Below are 16,191 nucleotides of genomic sequence, written 5' to 3' on the forward strand. Positions count from 1 at the left end.
TCGATTAAACGGATTATTTGAACCGGATCGACTTGGCCGGATTGATCCTGCTTATCAGAAGCGAAGGAATAAAAAGTGCCAGCAAACAAACACCCAGGGTAATAATATTCAGAGCGCCTATTTTCCAGATACTGAATTCGATCGGAACAGTATTCAGGTAGTATACTTTCGGATCGAGCGGAATGATGTGGAACTGGTACTGAAGCCAGCAAAAACCAATCCCGATCAGATTTCCCCAAATCATTCCTTTGAGAATGAGTTGTCCGGTGTGGACCAGGAAAACTTTCCGGACAAATAAATTATTTGCACCCATCGCCTTCAAAATCCCTATAAAATTGGTCCTTACCAAAATGAGAACAAGCAGTGCCGAACCCATATTTACAATTCCGATGACTAACATCAGGATCAGGACGATAGCCAAATTAACATCCAGGAAGCTCAGCCACATAAACAGGTCGCGCTGGTTGTCCCTGATGCTGTTCACCTTTACCTGCTGCCTGAAATCCGGGTTGAATTCCACCGCTTTCTCAATCTTTTTCTTTTGGTTCTCAATGTCTGAAAAATCCACTACACTCAATTCATAGGATCCGACGTACTCGCGGAAGGAGCCATGTCCCGGGAAAAATTCCAGGTCAACGGTTTTTGCCCCGGCTTTTACTTCGTAATGAAGCCCATCACTGCTCAAGAAACGTTTTTTCAGGTTTCCTTCCGAATCCAGTATGAAAGGACTTGTTCCCGCTTTATCTCCGGTTACCTTGATTTTCAACCAGGTTGTATCCGGAATAGCCGTTTCACTTTTCGGATTATCGGGACTTCCTGTCGGTTCATCCATGAACGTCCAGTAATCTGCAACAATCAGCCGGATAGTGGTATCTTTTTGCGGATAGATCGCTATGACAGGAGTGTTTTCGTACCCCTCGCCCCAATCGTAACGGTAATTACCATTTCCTCCCGAGACCTGGGCCCGCAGGATTAAATTTCCGAAATAAAGCGAATCTTCCACAACCAGTTCTGCACTGATTCCCCAATCATTTAACTGCTGTACCTGGGGCAGGTAACAAAACACCAATTCTTTATCAAAATCTTCCAGTCCGGTTTCATAAATCCCAACAATATGGAACTGTCTCTGAATAGGTTTTTGTTTTACAAAATAAGCATTCACAGTATCTCCCAGCTGGTAGTGAAGATCGGAAGCAATACGTTTTGAAATAAGCACTTCGGTTGAAGCAGGATCTTTAAAATCAGGAAGTTTTCCTTCCTTCAGGTATGTTTTAAAAAAGGACCAGTCGTAATTTTTATCAACACCTTTTAAAACAACGCCCAGGATTTCTTTTTGGGTAACATCTCCCCTCGACTGAAGCAATGCGGGTTTATAAGCCACTGATTGAACATGAGTTACACCCTCAATGCGGGACAGGGCATTTTCCAGCTTCGGGCTCTTCATTAAAGGTGCAGATTCCATTAAAGAAATTTCTCCCGACTTCTGAATGGAGATATGTGAACCAAAACCTATAACTTTACGGCTCACTTCTTGTTGGAATCCTTCAACCACTGCAATTGTAACAATGTTTACGATCATTGCCAGCGAAATACTCAAAATAGCAATTCTAGTAATTGGTTTTGCTGCTTTTTTATTGCCTTGCAATGAATCATCCGTAACCGATTGCTTACGTTGAAGTTTTTTAGCGATGAAATAGATATAATTCCAATTATTGCTCATGCGAATACGAAAGTACATAAAGCTTTTGGCGTTGAAAAGTATTATTTTGCTTTTCCTGGCTTCATGTGTCACAAATAAAAAATTGCTCAAGCATCCTCCTGTTGACCAGAATCCCGATAAACCGAAAGAATATCCGGTAATCCAGCCCATTGATGACGAAATCAAATACGATGCTTATGGCATGGAAAAACTGCCGAACCTGCAGCTTGGCAATGCACGAATGGACCTTTACCTGGATTCATTGCGGGGAAAAAGAGTAGCTGTTGTAGCCAATCAGTCTTCCATTCTTGGTGAAGATCATTTGGTGGATACTTTATTGTCTTTGGGAATTCAGATCCAAAAGGTTTTCGCACCGGAACACGGTTTCAGAGGAACTGCAGATGCCGGTGAAAAAGTATGGAGCCACAATGATCCGGTGACCGGCCTTCCGATTGTTTCACTTTATGGGAGTAATAAGAAACCACGTGCCGACCAATTATACGACGTAGACATCGTATTGTTCGACATTCAGGATGTTGGTGTTCGATTTTATACTTATATCTCCACCCTTCACTACGTGATGGAAGCATGTGCTGAAAACAACAAACCATTGATCGTGCTTGACCGACCGAATCCGAATGCTCATTATGTAGACGGACCGATTTTGGAAAAAGACCAAACTTCATTCATCGGGATGCACCCGGTTCCAATTGTTTACGGAATGACAATCGGCGAATATGCTTTGATGGTTAACGGAGAATTTTGGCTGCACAACAATGTGACCTGTCAGATGTATATTGTTCCCTGCCGCAATTATACGCACAAAACGAAATTTGAGATTGCAATCCCGCCATCACCAAACTTACGCACAGATCAGGCAATTAACCTGTATCCGAGTTTGTGTTTTTTCGAAGCAACAACAGTTAGTGTCGGAAGAGGTACCGAACGACCATTTGAAATGTATGGCCATCCGAGTTTCCGCAATACCGGTTTTACTTTTGTACCGATGCCTACAACCGGGGCTAAAGATCCGCTGTGGCAGAACCGCACCTGTAATGGTTACAACCTGGGAGCAAGTCAGAATAAACGCATGTATGAGATCAACCTGAACTGGCTGATCAATGCACGGGATCAACTGAGCGATAGTATTGATTTCATCAATCAACGCAACTTTTTCGACCGTCTTGCAGGAACAACGCAACTTCGTTCACAACTAAAAGCCGGGTTAAGTGCCAAAGAGATCAAGGAAACCTGGAAAACAGGAATCCAGTCGTTTTTGAAGACACGTCAGAAGTATTTGATATACCGGTAAACTTTAACTGCTTTAGAAAACAGGTTTACCTGTTAACGTTTACCTGTTTTAAAAAGGGAAAAGAAAAGTGCTCCTAACAGAGAGCCGTAAATACTACTGTTTAGAGGCTTGGATGTAATCGGGCAACTTCCCGAACTACATCCAACATATTTCCAGTAAAGAAATCCGGCGAAAGCACCTGCTATTCCTCCTGCCAGCCATAGCCAGTTTTTTGCAAAAAATTTCATTTACAAGTCTCCTTTAAATCATCGGAATAAGCAGCATCCTTCCGGTCATACTCTTTGTGATACCGAAAAAATATATTCAGCCAAATGATTCGCGACCAACGCAGTGTTAGAGGAGAACTCAAAACCAAAAAGCTTATAAATGCAGTCAAAAAGACCGTTGTACTCCATTGAAAAACGTAACTCTGTAAGGCAAACCAAATGATGAACCATCCCACTGTCAATGCATAGGAAACATACATCGCCCCGTAGAAAAATCCGGGTTCTCTATCGTACTTCAAATGACAATGATTGCAGGTTTCATGCATTTTAAACATTTTTCCCAGCTTATACGGGTTCTTTTCTTCAAAGATATCTCCTTTGTGGCATCGTGTACATTTATTTGTGAACATCGAATAAAGAGCTTCTATAATGACCATGACCTATTGTCTTTAATTGTTTATTGCAATTGCTGCCGCTACCTTTTCCTCAGGTGTCCAAAGCGGTCAATCCATTTTATAATTTACTCTGACAAACAAAATCCGTTTTAGGAATTCCGGTTTTAGCAATCGCATTGAATCCACCTTCGATTTCGGTAAAATTGCGATAACCTCTTGCCTGCAGAATACTGGCTGCGATCATGCTTCTGTAACCTCCGGCACAATGCAGGTAAAAATGTTCCTGCGGGTTAATGTCTTTCATCCAATTGTTGATATAAGCCAACGGACGGCTATACGCATCTTCTATATGTTCGCTTGCGTATTCACCTTCTTTGCGGATATCGATGACTTTATCTGTACCCATTTTTACTTCGACAGCAAATTGTTCGGCTGAGATACGATTTACATGGTCGGTCTCTTTACCGGACTTTTTCCAGGCATCAAATCCACCTTCCAAATGCCCCAGAACCTGATCAAATCCCACGCGGCTCAAACGCGTAACAGCTTCTTCTTCCCTTCCGGGTTCAGTTACCAACAAAATAGGCTGCTTAACATCTACAACCAATGCTCCGACCCATGGCGCAAAATCCCCATCCAAACCGATGTTAATGGATTGCGGGATAAATTCCAGGGCAAAATCGGTATTACTTCTGGTATCTAATATCAGGGCGTGAGCACTTTCCGCCAGTGCTTCAAATGCTTCCGGTGACAATGCCCGCATTCCATGAGTAAGCACTTCTTCAAACCGCTCGTATCCTTGTTTATTCATGGCAACATTCATCCCGAAATAAGCCGGAGGCGGAAGCAGACCATCTGTAACCGCTTTCACGAAAGACTCTTTATTCGGCTGATTCAGCGCATAATTTATTTTCTTCTGGTTTCCAAGGCTGTCTACCGTTTCTTCCATCATATGCTTTCCGCAAGCTGAGCCTGCACCATGAGCCGGATAAACGGTAATGTCATCTGCAAGCGGAAGAATTTTAGTATACAGGCTTTCATAAAGCAAGCCGGCTAATTCATCCTGTGTCATATGAGCCGCTTTTTGTGCCAGGTCAGGTCTTCCTACATCCCCCAAAAACAGGGTATCTCCGCTAAAAAGTGCTGTTTCCTTTCCATTTTCATCTATCAATAGAAAACAAGAGCTTTCCAGCGTATGTCCCGGCGTGTGCAGTACTTTGATCGATACGTTCCCCAATGAAAAGACCTGGTTGTCTTCCGCAACGATTGCTTCGAAAGCCGGTTGTGCCGTAGGTCCGTATACAATCGGTGCCTGCGTCTTTTGGCTCAGATCGAGATGCCCGCTTACAAAATCCGCATGGAAATGTGTTTCAAAAATATATTTCAACTTCACCCCGTCTTGTTCCATCCGGTCTATGTAGGGTTGAGTTTCACGGAGCGGATCAATGATTGCCGCCTCTCCGTTTGATGTGATATAATAAGCTCCCTGAGCCAGGCATCCGGTATAAATTTGTTCTACTTTCATGTGTCTGTTTTTTTACTGTGTCTGATGATACAAAATTGCATCACTCTTTTCGTTCCTACAGCTACTTTGGTTACACAAGGAACTGGTTTTAGCTTGGTCTTAACTAATTTCCCGAAAGAGGATGTAAACGCCCATTATCAATACAAACCATCCGAAAACCGGTTTAAGCTTTGAGCCGTTGATTCGCCTGGAGAGTACCATTCCTATGAACAATCCCGCAACAGACAAACCAGTTATTGACAACAGGAAATTCCAATGAATATCGGAAGCTTTCAGTGAAAACAAAAAACCCGTCAGCGAATTGATGCTGATAATTGCCAGGGACGTTCCGATGGCCGTTTTCATGGGAAGTTTCAGGAAATTTACCAGTGCAGGTATGATTAAAAAGCCACCTCCGGCCCCAACTAATCCGGTAACTAATCCAACAAACATTCCCTGCAGAACCAGAAGTATGTTTTTAGGCTTCCCTGTTTTTTCTTCCGATCCTTCAGCAGCTCCTTTGCGTATCATGCTATATGCCGCAGCTATCATCAAAGCTCCGAACAATATCATGAAAAAAACATTTTTAGTGAGCACAAATGAACCGATCTGAAAGAGTGTTTCGGGGATTACCGGTATGAGGAAAATCCTTGTTAAAAAAACGGCTGCTATGGAGGGAAGACCAAATGCAGCAACAGTATTAAGGTTGACCTGTCCGCGTTTGAAATAAAAAAAAGCACCGATGAGGCTGGTAATTCCAACCACGAAAAGCGAGTAAGTGGTTGATAGAATCGTATCTATCTGAAAGAGGTAAACGAGTACAGGAACTGTAAGAATGCTTCCTCCGCCTCCGATTAACCCTAAAAATATCCCGATAAATACGGATGCCAAATATCCTGCGATGTCCATTGATGCTGCTATTGATTCTGCAAAAATGCACTTAATCAATTCAGGATACAGTTACTTTGGTTACACAAGTGTGATTTTGTGTCTCCCCAGGTGAACAGCTCCGTTTTCTTCCAACTGCTTCAGCAGCCTTGAGACTACCACACGTGCGGTTCCCAATTCATTTGCCAACTGTTCATGTGTAATGGAAATCACCGGATTATCGGTCAGTTCTGCCTTTTTACGCAACAAGGTCATCAGGCGTTCATCTACCTTTTTAAAAGCAATTGCATTAATGATCTCCAACAGCTCTTCGAATCGTTTGTGGTACAAGCGAAAAATGTAATCAAGCCATTCCGGGTATTCTTTGATAAACAGGGAAACTTTGTCGACAGGCAGAAACAGGATCTCGGCATCTTCTTCCACTTCAGCTTTCACTTTACTGGTTTCCCGGTGCATTCCTCCCAGGAAAGACATGATACAGCTTTCGCCCGCTTTGATATAATACAGCAGGATTTCCCTTCCGTCTTCTTCCGTCCGGATGACCTTGATCATTCCTTTCATGACGATTGGTATGGAACGGATATAGGAGTTTTCATTCAGGATGATCTCCCCGGCTTTGTAGCTTTTGGTGATACCATGTTCGTTCAGTTTCTTCACCAATTCAGGCGAAGAATGAAATTCAGAGATTTGCTGCAGGTTTTCCATAGTACAAAGTTACAATTTCCGGAAGTCAGATACTACTAAACCAATTCAGCAAGTTTCGGATTTTATACCTTTAAGAACCGATTGATATTTGCAGTATAAAATGGAAGGACGATGAACACACAGGAAACCATCAATTACAACCGTATCGCTGAGGCTATTGAATATATCAGGGATCATTTTAAAGACCAGCCCAACCTGGATGAAGTTGCTGAAAAAGTGCATTTGAGCCCGTTTCATTTTCAGCGGCTTTTCAGTGAATGGGCCGGCACAAGCCCGAAGAAATTTCTGCAATATATCAGTTTGGAACACGCTAAAAAATTACTCAAAGAAAATCAGGCAACTATTTCAGAAACGGCCTTTGAAACAGGACTTTCGGGAACCAGCCGTTTGCATGATCTGTTTGTAACTATTGAAGGGATGACGCCTGCCGAATACAAAAACGGAGGAAAGAACCTTGCGGTCAATTATAGCTTTGCCGAAAGTCCGTTTGGGAATATGATTGTAGCATCTACCCAAAAAGGAGTTTGTTTTATGGCTTTCGCAGAGGATGACGAAGCCGGTTTTCGGGCACTGCACGAGAAATTTCCAAATGCCCGTTTTTCAAGAAAACTGGATTTGCTGCAGCAAAATGCCTTATTTATTTTTCAGAACGACTGGAATAAATTATCCGAAATAAAACTCCATTTAAAAGGAACTGATTTTCAACTGAAAGTTTGGGAAGCACTATTGAAAATTCCGATGGGACAGCTTTCCACTTACGGTTCTATCGCACATCAAATTGCAAAACCCAATGCATCACGTGCTGTTGGAACTGCAATCGGAAGCAATCCTGTTGCCTTCCTGATTCCATGCCACCGCGTAATCCGGTCTTCCGGAATGCCGGGAGGTTATATGTGGGGAAATACCCGTAAAACCGCTATTATCGGTTGGGAAGGTGCGCAGACAAATCACTGATACAAACACACATTCATGCAAAATATCCAATCTAAAATTGCTTCTCAAAATTGGGAAAGCATTACCGAGTCTATGCACGAAAACGGATTCTCGGTCATTTCAAACCTTTTAACCGACGCACAATGCGAACAATTAAAGTCTGAATATCCTACTGAAAGTTTGTACCGCAAAACCGTTGTTATGGAACGTCATCGTTTTGGACTGGGTGAATATAAATACTTCCGATATCCGCTTCCGGATCTCATTCAGGACATTCGAACAGCGATTTATCCGAAACTGGCACCGATTGCCAATACCTGGATGAAAGCACTCCATATTCCTTTGGTTTTTCCGGAAACTCACGCAGAATTATTGGAAAAATGCAGTAACAATAATCAGCTCAAAGCAACCGTTTTGATTTTAAAATATGGAGAGGGCGGATTCAACACCCTGCACCAGGATTTGTACGGAGACATATATTTCCCCATTCAACTGGTACTTTTCCTAAACGAGCCGGACGAAGATTTTACGGGAGGTGAATTTGTTTTGACTCAGCAAACCCCGCGTGCCCAATCGAAAGCAATTGTGTTGAAACCAAGGAAAGGCGATGCTCTGATTTTTACAACGAACTTCCGACCTGTAAAAGGCTCGAAAGGATATTACCGGGTCAACATGAAACACGGTGTCAGTGAAGTGCTCTCCGGTGAAAGGTATACACTGGGAATCATTTTTCATGACGCTTTGAGTTAGTGCTTTATGGATTGATCTGAGCAGATGGTGCGTGAAGCCCATTCTGTTTTTATTGCCCGCAGATGAATCTAAATTTAAAAGCAACTATGATCCAGCATCAAAAAATATCGGACACTGAACTGCGAACCAAACTAAAAAACGGCGAAATTTGTTTGGGCGGTAATCGAAAACTAAAGATCTACGGAACGTTAAACTGCTCATCCGGAAAGAGCATGAAACGAGAAAACCGGGTCTTCTTTTTTTCAGAAGATGAAGCTTTACAAAACGGTTTCCGGCCTTGCGGACACTGTATGAAAACCCAATACCTCAATTGGAAAAATGGATTTATTTAACAAAACAAACGAATCGACAAACCTGCTCCCCAAAGACGGGACGGTTAACTACTATGGAGCAATTTTTTCAAGGAAAGAAGCCGATTTTTACCGGGATGTTCTGTTAAATACCATCGAATGGAAAAACGACGAAGCGGTTATATTCGGAAAATTGATTTTAACCAAACGAAAAGTGGCCTGGTATGGCGACCGGGAATTCGAGTACACTTACTCAAACAGGACCAAAAAGGCGCTTCCCTGGACCAAAGAATTGTTGGATTTGAAGCAAATCATCGAAGAAAAAACGGGTGAAACATTCAATTCCTGCCTGCTAAACCTGTACCATTCCGGCAATGAGGGAATGGCCTGGCACAGTGATGCGGAAAAGGATTTGAAAAAGAATGGCGCCATCGGATCCCTGAGTTTCGGTGCCGAACGCAAATTCGCCTTCAAACACAAAGAAACCAAAGAAACTGTTTCGCTGATTCTGGAACACGGAAGTTTACTGGTTATGAAAGATGAAACCCAGACGCATTGGCTGCACCGGCTTCCACCAACCAAAACAACTCATAAACCAAGGGTTAACCTAACTTTTAGAACTATTGTTCGATAAACTCTGCTTAGGGGAGGATTCGAGTCAATTCCCCCTTCGGAGGGCCATTGACTAGTAAACAGCACAAAGCTCATTTACTTGATCAATCTTACTTTTTGGCATCGCCCCAAAAAGTAACAAAAAGGTCTAGGCCTCCCGAAATATCGGGACAAGTAGTACTAAAGAATCTGCAAACTACGGGTCTTTACACGAAAGCATTCGAAACTTGTCCGACCGCTAAGACGGTTCGGACTTCAAACAAAGAATGCTTTTTTCGCTCCATTCCCTTGTTTGCTACGATTCTTCGCGTAAGGGCCCTTTATTCTGATCCTCTTTCAATTGTGAAAACAAGTGTGCCTTATAATAGGAAATCGCTCTTTGGAGGGGGACGCAAGGGGGAGAACAATTATTTGCTGCTCTGCTCCACCTTCTTAGCACCTTCCAATACGGTCTCTTTCATCGATTCCATGTAGGCACTCAGTTTTTTCTGAAGCTCCGGATTGGTTGCCCCAAGAATTTTTGCAGCTAAGATTCCGGCATTTTTTGCAGCATTGATAGCTACCGTTGCAACCGGAATACCATTGGGCATTTGAACGATGGACAACAAACTATCCCATCCGTCGATGGAATTGCTGGATTTGATGGGAACTCCTACAACCGGAAGCGGTGTCAGACTTGCAGTCATTCCAGGTAAATGAGCCGCTCCTCCTGCACCGGCAATGATCACCTGGATTCCTCTTTCGGAAGCTGTTTTGGCATATTCGAACATGCGTTCCGGAGTTCGGTGAGCCGAAACAATGGTCAGTTCATAAGGTACTCCAAATTCCTTTAAAATATCCGCCGCATCTTGCATAATCGGCAGGTCTGAAGTGCTGCCCATGATAATCCCAACCATTTCTTTCAATTTTGTCTGCAAATCTAACGAATATTCGACAATCGTTGAAAACTATTCGTCTAATGTGAAGTACTTTCACCTGTTTTTATTGAATTTTCTCTTAATTTCGGGCCTCGTCCAACATACATCTATGAATAAACTAATACCCATTTTTGTGTGCGCCATTCTTGTTCAATGGAGTTCGCTGCTACTGGCTCAAACCACTTTTATAACTGATAATTTTGAAGGACCTTTTTCCTGGAATACGGTAAGTACCTCCGGTCCAAACCAGTGGATTCAAGGTTCCTGCACCAATAATGGTGGAAATTCAGCTTTATATATCACTTCAGGCGGTACGACCAATGATTGTACTCCGACAGGAATTACCCATTACGGCTATGCGAATGCAGGTACCGGAACGGAAACAGCTATTGTTTACAGGGAAATCGACGCATCCTGCTACAGCGCGATGACTGTACTTGCAGATATTCAGATTGAAGGGGAAAGCGGACTGGATTACCTGGAATTGGTTCATAGTTCGGATTTTGGTGCAACATGGATCCCTGTTTCTACACAGTTCGTTGCAAATGCTTCCTATTCCGGGTTTAGCCAATTACTTCCGGGAGCTTATGATAATACGACTTTCTGGCTTGGCTTTCGTTTTACCTACAACAACTCAAATATCGGGAACAAAGCTCCGGCTGTCGACAACTTCCGTATCCAGGGAACTTCAAACGATGTAACACCTCCAACAATTACCTGCCCTTCACCTTCTACCGATTACACCGATGAATTTTTATGCCAGCTGACTTTGGCAAATTTCGGGGCTCTTGCAACTGTCAATGACAACTGCGGAATGGTCTCAACTATTCAAAGTCCTGCGCCGGGAACACCAGTCAGCGCCAATACGACCATCACCATCCAGGCGGTGGATCCTTCCGGAAACACTGCAAGCTGTAACTTTTTACTAACGGTATTGGATACCGTTATCCCAAAACCAACGTGTCCGGCCTTAGACAGCGTTTATGCAACAGCATCCTGTAATGCGATTGTGCCGAACCTTGTTCCTGCAGTTACTGTAAACGAAGCATGCACACCTGCACCTTCATTGGTCTTCAGTCAAAATCCGGCAGCCGGAACAACCATCACAGCTACTCAAAACGTATTTGTGACCGTGACCGATCTGGCAGGAAATTCAGGCACTTGTTTCACGCATGTTATTCTTTTTGATACCATTTCACCCCAGATAACCTGTCCGGCCAACCAAACTGTTTCCACCAACAACGGATGTACTTACGATGTGGCAAGTTTCACTTCTCAAGCTACCGTTACGGACAACTGTTCAACCGTTTTCTTATTAAATCAAAGTCCGGCAGTTGGAAATTCCCTGCCAACCGGTATAACAAGTATTACGATCCAGGCTATTGACCAGGAAGGAAATGCAGAGGTCTGCCAATTCAACTTAACAGTCCAGGACGGTACGCTGCCTGTTATCAATTGTCCGGCTACCGTTTCTGTTCCGGTAAACAATCAGTGCCTGGCATTGGTTGGAAACCTGGTTCCATTGGTTTCTGCAACCGACAACTGCACTGCAAGCAGCCAATTGGTATTTGCCCAGGACAAGCCGGAGACCTTGTTGTTTTCAGATTCTATTACTGTTTTGATGACAGCTGTCGACTTAAGCGGCAATATCGGAAGCTGTTCTATTTTCGTTACTGCTGTTGACACATTAGACCCAATTGTAACTTGTCTGAGCGACACCAGCCTTTCAACTTCCGGAACCTGTTCCATGACTATTCCAAACCTTGCCGGTACACACAGCGCCGTGGATAATTGTTCACCTTCCAACTTGCTTACTTTCTCGCAAAATCCGCCTGCAGGAACGGTTGTTACAAGCCCGGTAGCGATTGTCATTTCGTACACCGACACTTCCGGAAATATCGGTACTTGTATCACGCAACCCATTCCAATCGAATCGGTTAACCCGACAATTACCTGTCCTTCCGGGCAATCTGTAAACAATGGTGTAACTTGCTATGCATTGATTCCGAACCTTACTTCGCTTGCTACAGTGACCGATAACTGTACCGGGTATTCCTTAACCCAACAGCCGGCTCCGGGAACAAACCTGATCTCCGGAACACATGTAGTAACAATTACAGTAACAGACCTTGCAGGTAACAGCTCTTCCTGCAACACCACTTTCACGATCATCGAAACTCAGGCTCCTTCGATTACTTGTCCGGGAAATATTTCGACCTGTAACCCGTTGGTGAATTACGGAATGCCTGTTGGAACGGATAATTGTTATTTCACGATTTCCCAAACGGACGTTTCCGGATTTTCTTCCGGTGATATTTTCCCGATTGGAACCACGACACAAACTTACCAGATCGAAGATTCTTCCGGAAATACCAATAGCTGCTCTTTTACCGTTCAGGTACTGCAATACCCGGATACAGCATTCATTCCGAACAGCCTGATCTATTTATGCGATACTTATACTACAAACATTGAGGCACAGGCAATCCAATCAGGAACAGGCTCCTGGAACATGCTGACGGGAGGTGGAACGATTAGTAACCCGAATGCATTGCAGACGACTGTACAGAACCTTTCTTTGGGATCAAATACGTTTGAATGGGTGGTAACTTCACCGACTTGTGGTTCCAGGAGAGATACGGTAAGAATTGTGGTAAATATGCCTCCTCCGCAGGCGGTTCTCCAGGATTCAATGTATGCTTGTGCTACAACCAACTTTATCATCCAGGGAAATAACCCGGGAACCGGTGCGCAGGGAACATGGTCCAGTAATTCAGGCATTACTTTCAATAATATTCATGCACCCGTAGCAACTGTCCTGTCTATTCCGGATGGATACCACACCATCTATTGGACAATTTCTACAAACGGATGTCCGAGTACGGTTGACAGCAGTATCATTTATGCTCCGATTGCAGCACAGGTCCTTACTCCGGACACATCTATCTGCCTGAACCAGTTACCGTTTAATATCTACGGAAACCAACCGGGCAGCGATCAGGCTACTTATTGGATTGAATTGGGCGGGACAGGTACTATAACCAATAAATACAATCCGAATACGCAATTGACGGGCGGTGCTCCCGGAGAATTGATTCTTCTTTACCGGCACGTACATGATTTTTGCGGGGCAACCCAGGATACGCTGCGAATTCAATTGACGATTTGCGGGGAAGTTGAATTTAATGTTCCAACGGTGTTTACACCGAACCATGACGGGGACAACGATTTGTTCCTCATTCCGAACCTGCATGAGACATATCCTGACTGTAAAGTCACCATTATCAACCGCTGGGGATCTAAAGTTTTTGAATCAACGGGATATGATGAGCCGTGGGACGGAACTTTTAAAGGAGATGATCTTCCGTTCGGGACTTATTTCTATGAAGTCGTTTCACCGAACAATGATTTTAAAGCAATCAAAGGTTCAATCAGTATTATCCGTTAATCCCATTAGTCATGAAAAAATTCGTATTTACAGCATTTGTTTCAGTTGCAGGATTAGCATTCGGACAACAGGACATTCAATTTACCCAAACAGCTTCTTCTCCATTTTTGATCAATCCTGCAGCGGGCGGATTAATGAATGTTGCCGAAGTTGTAGTTGGAAACCGCCTGCAATATGCGGGAATTGAAGGAAGACCAATGACCACTTTTGCAGGAATCCAAAGCATGGTTCGTTTCAAAAAACGTAAGTCAAAAGCTTTATTGAGTGAACTTTCTTCCATCGGTCAAACATTTTACAGCACTCCACAGCGGACAGTTTCGTACAAACAAATCGCGGGATTGACTTTCATTAACGACGTTATCGGACCTTTTACCCGCACCAATGTAAAGGCAAACTTCGGAGTGCATATTCCATTGTCCCAAAAATTGAATGCAGGTATCGGATTGGGAGTTGGCTGGTCTAATTTCGGAATAGATAATTCCAAAGTGACTCTCGGAACTGCAAACGATAAAGCATACACCAATTATATCGGTATTTCTGCCTCACAAAATTACCTGGATGCCCAGGCCGGACTGATTGTCTATAATGACCGGTTATTAGTAAGTATCAGCGGAAGCCAGATCTTTAATAACAAAACACGTTTGAGCGATGTGAACACAGCAAGTAACTTCCAGCCTCATTTATTCGTTTTGGGAAGTTACCGGTTCGATTTGGGGAAAAACTACGGATTGGAACCGATCGTTCAGTTCAAATCTGTGAAAAACGCTCCAATCAGTTATGATGTTGCCATGCGTCTTCATTACATGCGTATGGGATGGGTCAGCCTTTCTTACAGAAGACAATCTGCTATCGGGGTTGGTTTCGGGATTAATTTACTGGCACGCTTCAATGTTTCTTATTCTTTTGAATTCGGGAACGGGGTAACTGAAAAATTCGGGAATACTTCGCACGAAATCCGTTTGGGCTTCATTTTCGGGCACAAAAGGAATCTGGAAAAAGAGTTTAAACAGGACGAAAAGGTAAATCCGGCTCCTCCGGCAGAAGTTAAGCCGGAAGAATAAATGTTAATTTTCAAGTATTGCTAATTTTGTACAAAATTTACATACTATGCGTCCGTTTTATTTCTTATTAAAGGTCTCATTAAATATTTCATTCAGACTCTTCTACAAACGTTTCATTGTACTGCGTAAACACAAAAAGCTATTCGGCAGTACAGTCTATGTCAGTAATCACCCGAACTCATTCATGGACCCGATAATGATCGGAGCCCTAAATCATCCCATTGTGCACTTTATGACGCGATCAGATGTATTCGTTTGGTGGCTGAAACCCATTTTGTGGTCGGCACACATGACTCCGATCTACCGCCAGCACGACGGCGGAGATATGAAAGGGAAAAACACGGATGTTTTCAAAAAAGTCAACCAATCCCTGAAAATGGGGCGTAACATTCTCATTTTTGGAGAAGGATTTACAGACGACACACCGATAAGAGGTTTAAAACCGGTAAAGAAAGGTCCGGCTCGTATGGCATTCGGTGCCCTGGAAGCCATTAACTGGAGTAAAAAGATCTACATTGCCGGAATTGGCATAAGCTATACAGATAGAAATACGATCGGATCGGAGTTCGTATTGGACAATGGCCCGAAGATCTGTCTGAACGATTATAAAGAAGCTTATGCGGAAAATCCCAATAAAGTCATCAACGAAGTGACCAAACGCGTTGAAAAAGACATGCAGGATTGTATTATTTATATCGCGAAACCTGCTCGTTATTCCCTGTTGGAAGGGATTATGCAAATTACCCGCAAAGGATATAATCACGCCAATCACGATGACCGTATTCCATTGGTTAAACGCTGGGAATATTCTAAAAACCTGGCAAAGTGGATCAACGAAAATGTGACCGATGAAAGTGAAGAGATACTGGCACTTCAAAAGGATTTGGACGGGTATTTCAACCTGGAAAAACGCATGAAGGTGCAGGATCGTTTTGTGGTTGCCAAACAACGCCCGGAATTAGTGAATACGCTGAATAACTGGCTCTATTTAATCCTGATGTGGCCTTTTGCTATTGCAGGGGCAATCCATGGTTTTATCCCGTATATTATTTCCAAAAAACTAACGGAAAAGATCATGCGACGTAAAGTTTTCTGGGGTTCCGTAAAAATGATGATAGCTAAAATCACCGGTTCTATCTACAACATTCCGATTATTATTTTGGTTACCAGGTGGTATCTTCCTCATTGGTCTTTGGGTATTTTGTATTATTTCATGATCCCGGTATTGTGGCGTTTGAGTTATGAATATGCACAGCAATTCAAAGAGATACAGATCAAACGAAAAATGAAATCTGTGGATCTTTCCAAATTTGTTGAGAAGCGCGCAGAATTGGAAGAACGCATCAAAAAACTGATTCCGGTTGCTTAACAATTAAAAAATGCAGTTATTTGACTACTCGCATACCTGCATTTTTTAAACTAGATTTTAGAGATTTAAATTTGAGAATTCATGAATTTATTTCTTCATAAA

General features: G+C 43.0%; 15 protein-coding genes. 8 read left to right on the top strand and 7 right to left on the bottom strand.

Going from position 1 to position 16,191, the window contains the following annotated elements:
- Positions 1-13 precede the first annotated feature (13 nt).
- Positions 14-1,738, bottom strand: a complete 1,725-nt coding sequence (locus tag QZT69_RS07930; RefSeq protein WP_294672738.1) for an FtsX-like permease family protein — start codon at positions 1,736-1,738, stop codon at positions 14-16.
- Between QZT69_RS07930 and QZT69_RS07935 the strand changes: the two genes are divergently transcribed.
- Positions 1,719-3,011 (top strand): DUF1343 domain-containing protein, encoded by a 1,293-nt coding sequence (locus QZT69_RS07935; RefSeq protein WP_294672740.1) that lies wholly within the window; start codon positions 1,719-1,721, stop codon positions 3,009-3,011. The genes QZT69_RS07930 and QZT69_RS07935 overlap by 20 nt on opposite strands.
- Positions 3,012-3,043: 32 nt before the next feature.
- Here the strand turns inward: QZT69_RS07935 and QZT69_RS07940 are convergent, their stop codons facing one another.
- The 5 genes from QZT69_RS07940 to QZT69_RS07960 all read right to left on the bottom strand — a co-directional run bounded on the left by QZT69_RS07940 (position 3,044) and on the right by QZT69_RS07960 (position 6,709).
- Positions 3,044-3,238: a hypothetical protein gene (locus QZT69_RS07940; RefSeq protein ID WP_294672743.1), complete on the bottom strand. Its 195-nt coding sequence runs from the start codon at positions 3,236-3,238 to the stop codon at positions 3,044-3,046.
- Positions 3,235-3,654 (bottom strand): DUF983 domain-containing protein, encoded by a 420-nt coding sequence (locus QZT69_RS07945; protein ID WP_294672746.1) that lies wholly within the window; start codon positions 3,652-3,654, stop codon positions 3,235-3,237. The genes QZT69_RS07940 and QZT69_RS07945 overlap by 4 nt, the downstream gene beginning before the upstream one ends.
- Positions 3,655-3,730: 76 nt before the next feature.
- Positions 3,731-5,137: a rhodanese-like domain-containing protein gene (locus QZT69_RS07950; protein WP_294672748.1), complete on the bottom strand. Its 1,407-nt coding sequence runs from the start codon at positions 5,135-5,137 to the stop codon at positions 3,731-3,733.
- A 99-nt stretch (positions 5,138-5,236) separates the two neighbouring features.
- Entirely contained in the window at positions 5,237-6,025 is a 789-nt protein-coding gene (locus tag QZT69_RS07955) for a sulfite exporter TauE/SafE family protein (RefSeq protein WP_294673232.1), read from the bottom strand.
- 60 nt (positions 6,026-6,085) lie between these two features.
- Positions 6,086-6,709: a Crp/Fnr family transcriptional regulator gene (locus QZT69_RS07960; protein WP_294672749.1), complete on the bottom strand. Its 624-nt coding sequence runs from the start codon at positions 6,707-6,709 to the stop codon at positions 6,086-6,088.
- 111 nt (positions 6,710-6,820) lie between these two features.
- Here QZT69_RS07960 and QZT69_RS07965 point away from each other — a divergent pair, with 111 nt between their 5' ends.
- From QZT69_RS07965 to QZT69_RS07980, 4 genes are all read left to right on the top strand, one after another.
- Positions 6,821-7,663: a methylated-DNA--[protein]-cysteine S-methyltransferase gene (locus tag QZT69_RS07965; protein WP_294672751.1), complete on the top strand. Its 843-nt coding sequence runs from the start codon at positions 6,821-6,823 to the stop codon at positions 7,661-7,663.
- Positions 7,664-7,678: 15 nt separating this feature from the next.
- Positions 7,679-8,392, top strand: a complete 714-nt coding sequence (locus tag QZT69_RS07970) for a 2OG-Fe(II) oxygenase (protein ID WP_294672752.1) — start codon at positions 7,679-7,681, stop codon at positions 8,390-8,392.
- An 86-nt stretch (positions 8,393-8,478) separates the two neighbouring features.
- On the top strand, positions 8,479-8,724 hold the full coding sequence (locus QZT69_RS07975; protein WP_294673234.1) for an Ada metal-binding domain-containing protein: 246 nt from the start codon (positions 8,479-8,481) through the stop codon (positions 8,722-8,724).
- Positions 8,711-9,316, top strand: a complete 606-nt coding sequence (locus QZT69_RS07980) for an alpha-ketoglutarate-dependent dioxygenase AlkB (protein ID WP_294672755.1) — start codon at positions 8,711-8,713, stop codon at positions 9,314-9,316. The genes QZT69_RS07975 and QZT69_RS07980 overlap by 14 nt, the downstream gene beginning before the upstream one ends.
- A gap of 385 nt (positions 9,317-9,701) precedes the next feature.
- On the opposite strand, the gene purE is transcribed toward QZT69_RS07980, so the two are convergent.
- Entirely contained in the window at positions 9,702-10,190 is a 489-nt protein-coding gene (gene purE, locus QZT69_RS07985; protein ID WP_294672757.1) for a 5-(carboxyamino)imidazole ribonucleotide mutase, read from the bottom strand.
- 130 nt (positions 10,191-10,320) lie between these two features.
- On the opposite strand from purE, the gene QZT69_RS07990 reads away from it, so the two are divergent.
- The 3 genes from QZT69_RS07990 to QZT69_RS08000 are packed head-to-tail and all read left to right on the top strand — an operon-like array spanning position 10,321 to position 16,089.
- Positions 10,321-13,659: an HYR domain-containing protein gene (locus QZT69_RS07990; RefSeq protein ID WP_294672760.1), complete on the top strand. Its 3,339-nt coding sequence runs from the start codon at positions 10,321-10,323 to the stop codon at positions 13,657-13,659.
- Positions 13,660-13,670: 11 nt separating this feature from the next.
- Positions 13,671-14,720, top strand: a complete 1,050-nt coding sequence (locus QZT69_RS07995; protein WP_294672762.1) for a type IX secretion system membrane protein PorP/SprF — start codon at positions 13,671-13,673, stop codon at positions 14,718-14,720.
- A 46-nt stretch (positions 14,721-14,766) separates the two neighbouring features.
- Complete coding sequence (locus QZT69_RS08000) at positions 14,767-16,089, top strand: 1-acyl-sn-glycerol-3-phosphate acyltransferase (protein WP_294672765.1); 1,323 nt, start codon at positions 14,767-14,769, stop codon at positions 16,087-16,089.
- Positions 16,090-16,191 lie beyond the last annotated feature (102 nt).

The organism is uncultured Fluviicola sp. (assembly GCF_902168135.1).
Lineage (GTDB): Bacteria > Bacteroidota > Bacteroidia > Flavobacteriales_D > Crocinitomicaceae > Fluviicola.

Excerpts from the sequence above, each read along its gene's own strand:
- QZT69_RS08000 (WP_294672765.1), top strand. The coding sequence starts at position 14,767 with ATGCGTCCGTTTTATTTCTTATTAAAGGTCTCATTAAATATTTCATTC.
- QZT69_RS07955 (WP_294673232.1), bottom strand. The coding sequence starts at position 6,025 with ATGGACATCGCAGGATATTTGGCATCCGTATTTATCGGGATATTTTTA.
- QZT69_RS07945 (WP_294672746.1), bottom strand. The coding sequence starts at position 3,654 with ATGGTCATTATAGAAGCTCTTTATTCGATGTTCACAAATAAATGTACA.
- QZT69_RS07995 (WP_294672762.1), top strand. The coding sequence starts at position 13,671 with ATGAAAAAATTCGTATTTACAGCATTTGTTTCAGTTGCAGGATTAGCA.
- QZT69_RS07970 (WP_294672752.1), top strand. The coding sequence starts at position 7,679 with ATGCAAAATATCCAATCTAAAATTGCTTCTCAAAATTGGGAAAGCATT.
- QZT69_RS07935 (WP_294672740.1), top strand. The coding sequence starts at position 1,719 with ATGCGAATACGAAAGTACATAAAGCTTTTGGCGTTGAAAAGTATTATT.
- QZT69_RS07930 (WP_294672738.1), bottom strand. The coding sequence starts at position 1,738 with ATGTACTTTCGTATTCGCATGAGCAATAATTGGAATTATATCTATTTC.
- purE (WP_294672757.1), bottom strand. The coding sequence starts at position 10,190 with ATGGTTGGGATTATCATGGGCAGCACTTCAGACCTGCCGATTATGCAA.
- QZT69_RS07940 (WP_294672743.1), bottom strand. The coding sequence starts at position 3,238 with ATGAAATTTTTTGCAAAAAACTGGCTATGGCTGGCAGGAGGAATAGCA.
- QZT69_RS07975 (WP_294673234.1), top strand. The coding sequence starts at position 8,479 with ATGATCCAGCATCAAAAAATATCGGACACTGAACTGCGAACCAAACTA.
- QZT69_RS07965 (WP_294672751.1), top strand. The coding sequence starts at position 6,821 with ATGAACACACAGGAAACCATCAATTACAACCGTATCGCTGAGGCTATT.
- QZT69_RS07960 (WP_294672749.1), bottom strand. The coding sequence starts at position 6,709 with ATGGAAAACCTGCAGCAAATCTCTGAATTTCATTCTTCGCCTGAATTG.
- QZT69_RS07950 (WP_294672748.1), bottom strand. The coding sequence starts at position 5,137 with ATGAAAGTAGAACAAATTTATACCGGATGCCTGGCTCAGGGAGCTTAT.
- QZT69_RS07990 (WP_294672760.1), top strand. The coding sequence starts at position 10,321 with ATGAATAAACTAATACCCATTTTTGTGTGCGCCATTCTTGTTCAATGG.
- QZT69_RS07980 (WP_294672755.1), top strand. The coding sequence starts at position 8,711 with ATGGATTTATTTAACAAAACAAACGAATCGACAAACCTGCTCCCCAAA.